The organism is Actinomadura logoneensis, from assembly GCF_003428695.1.
Lineage (GTDB): Bacteria > Actinomycetota > Actinomycetes > Streptosporangiales > Streptosporangiaceae > Spirillospora > Spirillospora logoneensis.
Map to the genome: position 1 here is coordinate 1 of NZ_QURH01000926.1, position 7455 is coordinate 7455.

At 73.5% G+C, this 7455-nt stretch carries 7 protein-coding genes and 1 pseudogene; 5 read left to right on the forward strand and 3 right to left on the reverse strand.

The genetic code is table 11. The features are described from left to right. Positions 1-1095: helicase-related protein (locus DZF91_RS31235; RefSeq protein WP_147341476.1), on the reverse strand; the 1095-nt coding region annotated here is incomplete at its 3' end. A 446-nt stretch (positions 1096-1541) separates the two neighbouring features. Here DZF91_RS31235 and DZF91_RS31240 point away from each other — a divergent pair. Beyond that, entirely contained in the window at positions 1542-2177 is a 636-nt protein-coding gene (locus DZF91_RS31240) for a nuclease-related domain-containing protein (protein ID WP_235834692.1), read from the forward strand. Between the two features lie 478 nt (positions 2178-2655). Here the strand turns inward: DZF91_RS31240 and DZF91_RS31245 are convergent. Next, positions 2656-3060: pseudogene (locus tag DZF91_RS31245) on the reverse strand (hypothetical protein); the annotation flags it as partial. Then, on the reverse strand, positions 3053-3418 hold the full coding sequence (locus tag DZF91_RS31250) for a hypothetical protein (RefSeq protein WP_117360667.1): 366 nt from the start codon (positions 3416-3418) through the stop codon (positions 3053-3055). The gene DZF91_RS31250 and the pseudogene DZF91_RS31245, both read right to left, overlap by 8 nt. A gap of 151 nt (positions 3419-3569) precedes the next feature. Here DZF91_RS31250 and DZF91_RS31255 point away from each other — a divergent pair, with 151 nt between their 5' ends. The 4 genes from DZF91_RS31255 (at position 3570) to DZF91_RS31270 (ending at position 7397) form a co-directional block, all read left to right on the forward strand. Beyond that, on the forward strand, positions 3570-4277 hold the full coding sequence (locus DZF91_RS31255) for a histidine phosphatase family protein (protein WP_117360668.1): 708 nt from the start codon (positions 3570-3572) through the stop codon (positions 4275-4277). Positions 4278-4359: 82 nt separating this feature from the next. Continuing rightward, positions 4360-5040 (forward strand): SDR family NAD(P)-dependent oxidoreductase, encoded by a 681-nt coding sequence (locus tag DZF91_RS31260; RefSeq protein WP_117360669.1) that lies wholly within the window; start codon positions 4360-4362, stop codon positions 5038-5040. Further along, the gene (locus DZF91_RS31265) at positions 5027-6064 is read left to right on the forward strand and encodes a threonine aldolase family protein (RefSeq protein WP_117360670.1); all 1038 of its coding nucleotides are present in this window, start codon (positions 5027-5029) and stop codon (positions 6062-6064) included. The genes DZF91_RS31260 and DZF91_RS31265 overlap by 14 nt, the downstream gene beginning before the upstream one ends. A gap of 106 nt (positions 6065-6170) precedes the next feature. After that, positions 6171-7397, forward strand: coding sequence for a thiolase C-terminal domain-containing protein (locus tag DZF91_RS31270; RefSeq protein WP_235834693.1), 1227 nt, complete (start codon positions 6171-6173; stop codon positions 7395-7397). The last annotated feature ends 58 nt before the right edge of the window (positions 7398-7455 follow it).

A 7455-nucleotide genomic window follows, 5' to 3' on the forward strand; every position in this document is an offset into this window, starting at 1 on the left:
CCCCTCGCGTCCCGCGCGTCCGGCGCGCTGCTCGGCGGCGGCCCGCGAGACCCGGACGGTGGTCAGCGCGCCGAGCCCGCGCGCGTGGTCGGTGCGCGGTTCGCGGGCCAGCCCGGCGTCCACGACGATCCGGACGCCCGGCACGGTCAGGCTCGACTCGGCCACCGAGGTCGCCAGCACGACGCGGCGGCGGCCGTCCGCCGGGGCGAGGACGGCGTCCTGCACGGCCGCCGGGGCCTGGCCGTGCACCTGCAGGACGTCCGCGCCGGCGCCGCCGAGCATCCCGGCGACCCGCGCGATCTCGCCGACGCCCGGCAGGAAGCAGAGCACGTCGCCGTCGCGCTCGCCGAGCGCCCGCCGGACCGTCGCGGCGACGTGCGCGAGCAGCGCCGGGTCGACGCGCGTCCCGTGCGGCGGCCGGACGGGACGCTCCGGCGGCGCCCACACCGTCTCCACCGGGTGCAGCGCGGCCTCGGCCGCCACCACGGGCGCGGGCCGTCCGTCCTCGCGCCCGAGCAGCTCCGCCCAGGGGCCGGTGTCGGCGGTCGCGGACGCGGCGACGATCCGCAGGTCGGGACGGAGCGTCGCGCGGACGTCCAGCAGGAACGCCAGGACGGTGTCCGCGTCGAGATGCCGCTCATGGCACTCGTCCAGGACGACCGTCCCGACGCCCTCCAGTTCGGGCCCGCGCCGCAGCCACTGCAGCAGGACGCCCGTGGTCAGCACCTCCACGGCGGTCCCGGGCCTCCGCTCGCCCCGGACGGTGACGCCGACGCGTCCGCCGACCTTCTCCCCCAGCAGCCAGGCCATCCGCCGCGCGGCGGCGCGGGCTGCCAGCCGGCGCGGTTCGAGGACCACGACGCGTCCCGCGTTCCCGGGGACGCCGGTCCGCGAGGCGGTACCGGACCCCGGAGCGCCATCGCCTTCGCGGTCGTCGAGGAGCCCGGCGAGGGCGAGCGGGACGTAGGTGGTCTTGCCGGTGCCGGGCGGGGCCGCGAGGACGGCCACGCCCCGTCCGTCCAGCGCCCGGCGGAGCGCGGGGACGACGGTCCGGACGGGCAGTCCGGCGAGGGCGGCGCGGCGGTCGGCGTGCATCCGTCCAGTGTGGCCGCCCCTACGGAACGCCGCGAACCGGGTACCGTACGCCGACTGTGAGCAAGATCACCAGCGCGAAACCGGAAGCGAGCCTTGCGGCGATAGTTTCACCGCGCATTTCGCCTTTCTCTCGTAGAACGTTCTAAACCCAAGGTCAAGAGCGGGCAGGAGAACCTTCGGCGTACCATCCCCGTGGCAATATCTCTTGCACGCCGGTAGCCCATCGGCCTCAGTTCCCTCACCCCCTGAAGGGCTGTCCCAATCCCACGGGTATCTCCATAATTGGAGTCGTCACCGCAGGTGCGAGGGAGGGACGGGCGATGGGCGGCAGCTCCATCTATCTTCGCGACAGGAAGGCGTTCACGGGCGGAACGCCACAGGCCGTGTACGCGGAGCTGTGGGAACGCGGACGAAAGGCCAGACTCCGGAACCGGGCCATATTCGCCGTGCTGACGCTCATTCTGTGCGGAGCCCTCGTGAACGCCGCGTTCGGCGTCATGATGGCGCTGGTGGTTTCAGTTCTGGACTTCTACTTCCACTGGCACGGCTACAACGCCTCCAGCGTGTGGCGGCGCGGACTGCGCGGCGAGCAGCGCACGGACCGGCTGCTGCGCCACACTTTGGAGCGCCGCGGCCACCGGGTGGTCCACGCGCGGAGCGTCCCCGGCCACGAGCAGGCCGACGAGATCCTCGTCGGACCGGGCGGCGTCTGGCTCATCCACAACGAGGCGTGGCATCCGGAGACCGAGATCGCGCCCTACGGCGGCAGGGTGTTCGTGGACGGCCGCACCCAGACCAAGCTGATGACCTCGCTGACCGGCGCCGCCGAGACCGTCGCGCGGCTGCTCACCGAGCACACCGGCGAGGAGGTCACCGTCCGGCCGCTGCTGGTCGTGCACGGCGGACGGCTCGCCCGCTCCCCCTTCGAGGCCGACGGCGTCGTGTTCGCGACGCCCCTGCGCATGCTGCGCTGGATCCGCCGGAACCCGACCGCCGACTACTCCCCCGAGCAGGTCGAGGCGCTCGCGCGGGCCACCGTCCACGTGCTGCCCATCGGCCGCAGCACGGCGGCCGCCGCGTGAGGCGCGGGTGAGCCACCGCCCACCGGGCGCCCCCGGACCCCGTCCGGGCGGCCCCGGCACGAACCCCGGGGAGGGGGTTCGCGGTGTGCGGGGCGTCCGGTTCGATCCGGACGACCTCCCGGGTCAGGCCGCCCCGCACACCGCCCACACTCCGCACACGGCCCACGCCGCGCTCACTCCGCACACCGTCCGCACTCCGGCCCCCGACGGGCGCCCCGGGTCCCGTCCGGCCACGTCCGCCGAGGCGGACGCGGGGACGGGCGCGGGCTCCGGCCCTCGGCCGGGGCTCGCAGGACGTGAGGAAGTCCCGACTCCGTGCCCGGCACGCGACGTCGCGCAGGACGGACCCGCTCGGACAGGCGAGGTCGGATCAGGCGGCGCGGGAGCCGTCGCCGGTGCTCTCCCCGGCGGTGGCGGGCTTCCCGGCGGAAACGGGCTTCTCTCCGGCGGTGGCGGGCTTCCCGGCGGTGGCCTCGCCGTCCGCCCGGGAGGAGCGCCACAGCCAGACGAGCCCGAGGACCGGCAGGACGAGCGGCACGTACCCGTAGCCCCGCCCGTATCCGGACCACACCGTCGCGTCCGGGAAGGCGGACGCGTCGGCGAGGCTCAGCGTCCCGACGACGAGCACCCCGGCCAGCTCCACCGAGCACGCGGCGACGGCGACCCGCCGCGAGGTGCGTCCGCCGAGCGCGAGCGCCACCGTCGCCAGGACGTAGACGACCGCGGCGACGGCCGACAGCAGGTAGGCGACCGGCGCCTCGGAGAACCGGGTGCCGATCTGGACGCCGGCGCGCGCACCGGCCGCCAGCGCGAACAGGGCGTAGACGGCGACGAGCAGCCGCCCGGGACCGCTGCGCGTGGTCGCCTCCGGGCGGTCAGACATTGGTCCCCTGCCACAGCTGCTGCATTCGTACGGTCATGACGGCGACGGCCAGGCAGGCCACGACGATGACGCCGGGCCCGTAGCGGGAGCGTTCGAGCAGTCCCCATCCGGCGCCCGCGGGCGGGATCACCAGGATCGCCAGCAGGTACCCCACGAACGTCGCCGAACCGTGCGGGCCCTCGCCGCCCGAGAGCTTCACGAACCCCACCACCGCCTGTGTGATGAGGAGCACTTCCAGCACCCCGAGGGCGACCAGGTGGGGCACCCCCATCGCCCGGTCCCGCCAGGCGCTCCACAGGCTGTGGGCCGCCGCGAGCAGCGACACCACGATGATCACGGTGGCCAGGGCGTTCGTCATAGGGCCCCAAGACTACTACGCGCTGTAGAACATGCCGTCCGGCGGGCGTCCGGCGCGCGGGAGTGACGTGTCCGGACGCGGGCACGGGGAAGGCCGTGCACGTGGAACGACGGAGAACCAGGGTCGAGCCGGACGGAACGGACATGGAATCATGACGCCTGTGAAGGCGCTGGAGTGGCTGAACCTGACCCGGCACGGCGAGAGCACCGCCAACGTGGCGTGGCGCGCCGCGTACGAGCGCGGCGCGGAGGAGACCGGCGTCACCGAGCGCGACGCGGACGTGCCGCTGTCCGACCTCGGCCGCGCCCAGGCCGCCAACCTCGGCCGCTGGCTCGCGGAGCGCCCCGCCGACGAGCGCCCCACGCTGGTCTACTCGTCCCCCTTCCGGCGCGCGCTCGACACCGCCCGCATCGCCCTCGACCAGACGCCGTTCGACCTGCGCGTCCAGATCGACGAGCGGCTGCGCGACCGGGACCAGGGCATCCTGGAGGGCCTGACCGGCACGGGCATCCGGCTGCGCCACCCCGAGGAGTACGAGCGCAAGCTCAAGCTCGGCAAGTTCTACTACCGGCCGCCCGCCGGCGAGTCCTGGGCCGACCTGGCGCTGCGGCTGCGCTCCTTCTACCGCGACCTGTCGGAGGAGGCGGCGGGCGAGCGCGTCCTGATCGTCGCCCACGACGCGATCGTCGTCACCACCCGCTACCTGGTGGAGGGGCTGACCGAGCAGGAGGTGCTGGAGATCGAGAAGCACCCGATCGCCAACACCTCGATGACCCGGTGGCGCGGCGGCGGCGACCGCCTCACCCCGGTCGTCTACAACGACATCGCCCACCTGTCCGAAATGCCCGCGGCCAGCTGACCGTCCGTCCTCCCGGGGCCGCCGTGCCCTCTGCACCGCGCCCCCGCGCGCGGAGGGGCGTCCGGAGGGGCAGAATGCGGTCATGACCGAAACCTCCAGGACCGCTGACGGCCGGGTGGTCGTCGTGACCGGCGCGAACGGCGCGGCGGGACGTGCCGTGACCGAGCGGCTCGCCGCCGGCGGCGCCCGCGTCGTGGCCGCCGGACGCACCGTCCGCCAGTGGGACTCCCCCCGGATCGCGCCCGCGGCCGTCGACCTGCTCGACCCGGACGCCACCCGCCGCTTCGCGGACGCGGTGACCGCCGAGCACGGCCGCGTGGACGGACTGGTCCACCTGGTCGGCGGGTGGCGCGGCGCGCCGTCCTTCGCCGCGACCGACCTCGCGGACTGGACGTTCCTGCACGACCAGGTCGTCCGCACGCTCCAGCACACCACGCTCGCCTTCCACGACGCGCTGCGCGACGCGCCGTCCGGACGGTTCGCCATGGTGTCCCAGCCCGCCGCCCGCCGCCCGGACGCCGGTTCGGCCGCCTACGGGGCGGCCAAGGCCGCGGCGGAGACCTGGACGCTCGCCATGGCCGCCTCCTTCGCGTCCGCGGACGGCTCCGGGACCGGGAGCGCCGCCACGATCCTCGTGGTGAAGGCGCTGGTCAGCGAGGCGAAGCCGGGCCTGACGCATGTGGACGACCTCGCCTCGACCGTCGCCGGCCTCTGGGACCGGCCCGCCTCCGAGCTGAACGGAACCCGCCTTGACCTCTCCTGACGTCCACCACGGCTTCGGCAGCGACAACCACGCCGGCGTCCATCCGGAGGTCATGGCCGCGCTCGCCGAGGCCAACGACGGGTTCGAGGTCGCCTACGGGTCGGACGCGTGGACCGACCGCCTCGCCCGCGTCGTCTGGCGCCACTTCGGCCCGCGCGCCACCGCGTACCCGGTGTTCAACGGCACCGGCGCGAACGTGGTCGGGCTGCAGGCGATGTGCGAACGCTGGAGTTCGGTGATCTGCGCCGAGTCCGCCCACATCAACAAGGACGAGTGCGGCGCGTCCGAGCACGTCGGCGGCCTGAAGCTGATCCCGCTGCCCGCCGAGGACGGCAGGCTGACGCCCGAGGCGATCGCGCGGCACGCCACGGACTTCGGGAACGTGCAGCGCTCGCAGCCCTCGGTCGTGTCCATCACCCAGGTCACCGAGCTCGGCACCGTCTACACGCCGGACGAGATCGCGGCGGTCGCCTCCGTCGCGCACGAACGCGGCCTGTTCCTGCACATGGACGGCGCGCGCCTCGCGAACGCGGCGGTCGCCCTGGGCGTCCCGCTGCGCGCGATCACCACCGACGTGGGCGTGGACGTGCTGTCGTTCGGCGGCACCAAGAACGGCATGATGCTCGGCGAGATGGTGGTCGTGCTGAACCACGAGGCGGTGCGCGGCACGGCCTACCTGCGCAAGTCGAGCATGCAGCTCGCGTCCAAGATGCGCTTCCTGTCTGCGCAGTTCGTCGCGCTCCTGGACGGCGACCTGTGGGAGCGCAACGCGCGGCACGCCAACGCGATGGCCCGGCTGCTCGCCGACCAGGTCCGAGAGGTGCCGGGGGTCGAGATCGTCCGTCCGGTGGACGCGAACGCGGTGTTCGCCCGCCTGCCGGAGAAGGCCGCCGAACGCCTCCGCGAGCACTTCTCCTTCCACGGCAACCCGTCGGAGGAGGTCCGCTGGATGTGCGCGTTCAGCACCACGGAGGCCGACGTCAACGCCTTCGTCGCGGCCCTCCGCAAGTCGATGGGCGACTGACCCCCGCCCGACCGCGAGCCGACGTCGCCGACGATGTCGGCTCGCTGCGCTTTCGGCGGGCCGCACCCCCCAAGCGAGCGCTCGATTGGTCATCCGGGTTATCGTGGTGCCGAACCTGATTCGGCATCTGGAGGCGAGCCCGATGGCCAACCGCAGCTTCGTCGTCGGCGTGGGCATGACCAAGTTCGAGAAGCCGGGCTCCCGCGACTGGGAGTACCCGGACATGGCCAAGGAGGCCGTGGGCAGGGCCCTCGCGGACGCGGGCGTCACCTATGACGCGATCGAGCAGGCGTACGCCGGGTCGGTGTACGGGGCGATGGGCCAACGCGCCCTCTACGAGGTGGGCATGAGCGGCGTCCCGGTGATGACGGTGTCCAACGCCTGCGCCACCGGTTCGAGCGCGCTGTACCTCGCGCGCCAGATGGTGCGGGGTGGACTCGCCGACTGCGTCCTGGCACTGGGCATGGAGAAGATGCAGAAGGGGTCACTGGGCGCCGGCGTGGGCAGGTCGTCCGTGACGATCATCGATCACCACCTGCGGTCCATGGCGGCGGGACGCCCCTGGGAGATGGACAAGGCCCCCATGCCGCAGATGTTCGGCAACGCCGGACGCGAGCACATGGAGAAGTACGGCTCCACGCCCGAGCACTACGCGTGGATCGGCTGGAAGAACCACAAGCACTCGGTGAACAACCCGTACGCGCAGTTCCAGACGGAGTACTCGCTGGACGACGTCAGGAACGCGCCGATGATCTTCGATCCGCTCACGAAGCTCCAGTGCTCCCCCACCTCGGACGGCGCCGCAGCCGCCGTCGTCGCGTCCGAACGCTTCGTGGACGAGCACGGCCTCGGGGACCAGGCCGTCGAGATCGCCGGACACCACATCGCCTCCGACACCGCCGCCTCGTTCGAGGACCACTCGTCCATCCAGGTCGTCGGCTCCGACTGCACCCGCCGCGCCGCGGCCCGCGCCCTGGCCGAGGCGGAGGTCGCCATCGAGGACGTGGACGTCATCGAGCTCCACGACTGCTTCAGCGCCAACGAGCTCATCACCTACGAGGCCCTCGGCATGGCCCCGCTCGGCGAGGGCCACAAACTGGTCGACGCCGCGGACACCACGTACGGCGGACGCTGGGTCGTCAACCCGTCCGGCGGCCTCATCTCCAAGGGCCACCCCCTGGGCGCCACGGGCCTCGCCCAGTGCGCCGAGCTCACCTGGCAACTCCGCGGCAAGGCCGACGCCCGCCAGGTGGAGAACGCCCGCGTCGCCCTCCAGCACAACATCGGCCTGGGCAGCGCCTGCGCCGTAGCCGTCTACAAGCCCGCCACCTGACCCCGCCCCCGAGCGCGTGCCGTCCGGTACCCGCCCCCTCGCCGGACGGCACGCCCCG

Excerpts from the sequence above, each read along its gene's own strand:
- DZF91_RS31255 (WP_117360668.1), top strand. The coding sequence starts at position 3,570 with ATGACGCCTGTGAAGGCGCTGGAGTGGCTGAACCTGACCCGGCACGGC.
- DZF91_RS31250 (WP_117360667.1), bottom strand. The coding sequence starts at position 3,418 with ATGACGAACGCCCTGGCCACCGTGATCATCGTGGTGTCGCTGCTCGCG.
- DZF91_RS31260 (WP_117360669.1), top strand. The coding sequence starts at position 4,360 with ATGACCGAAACCTCCAGGACCGCTGACGGCCGGGTGGTCGTCGTGACC.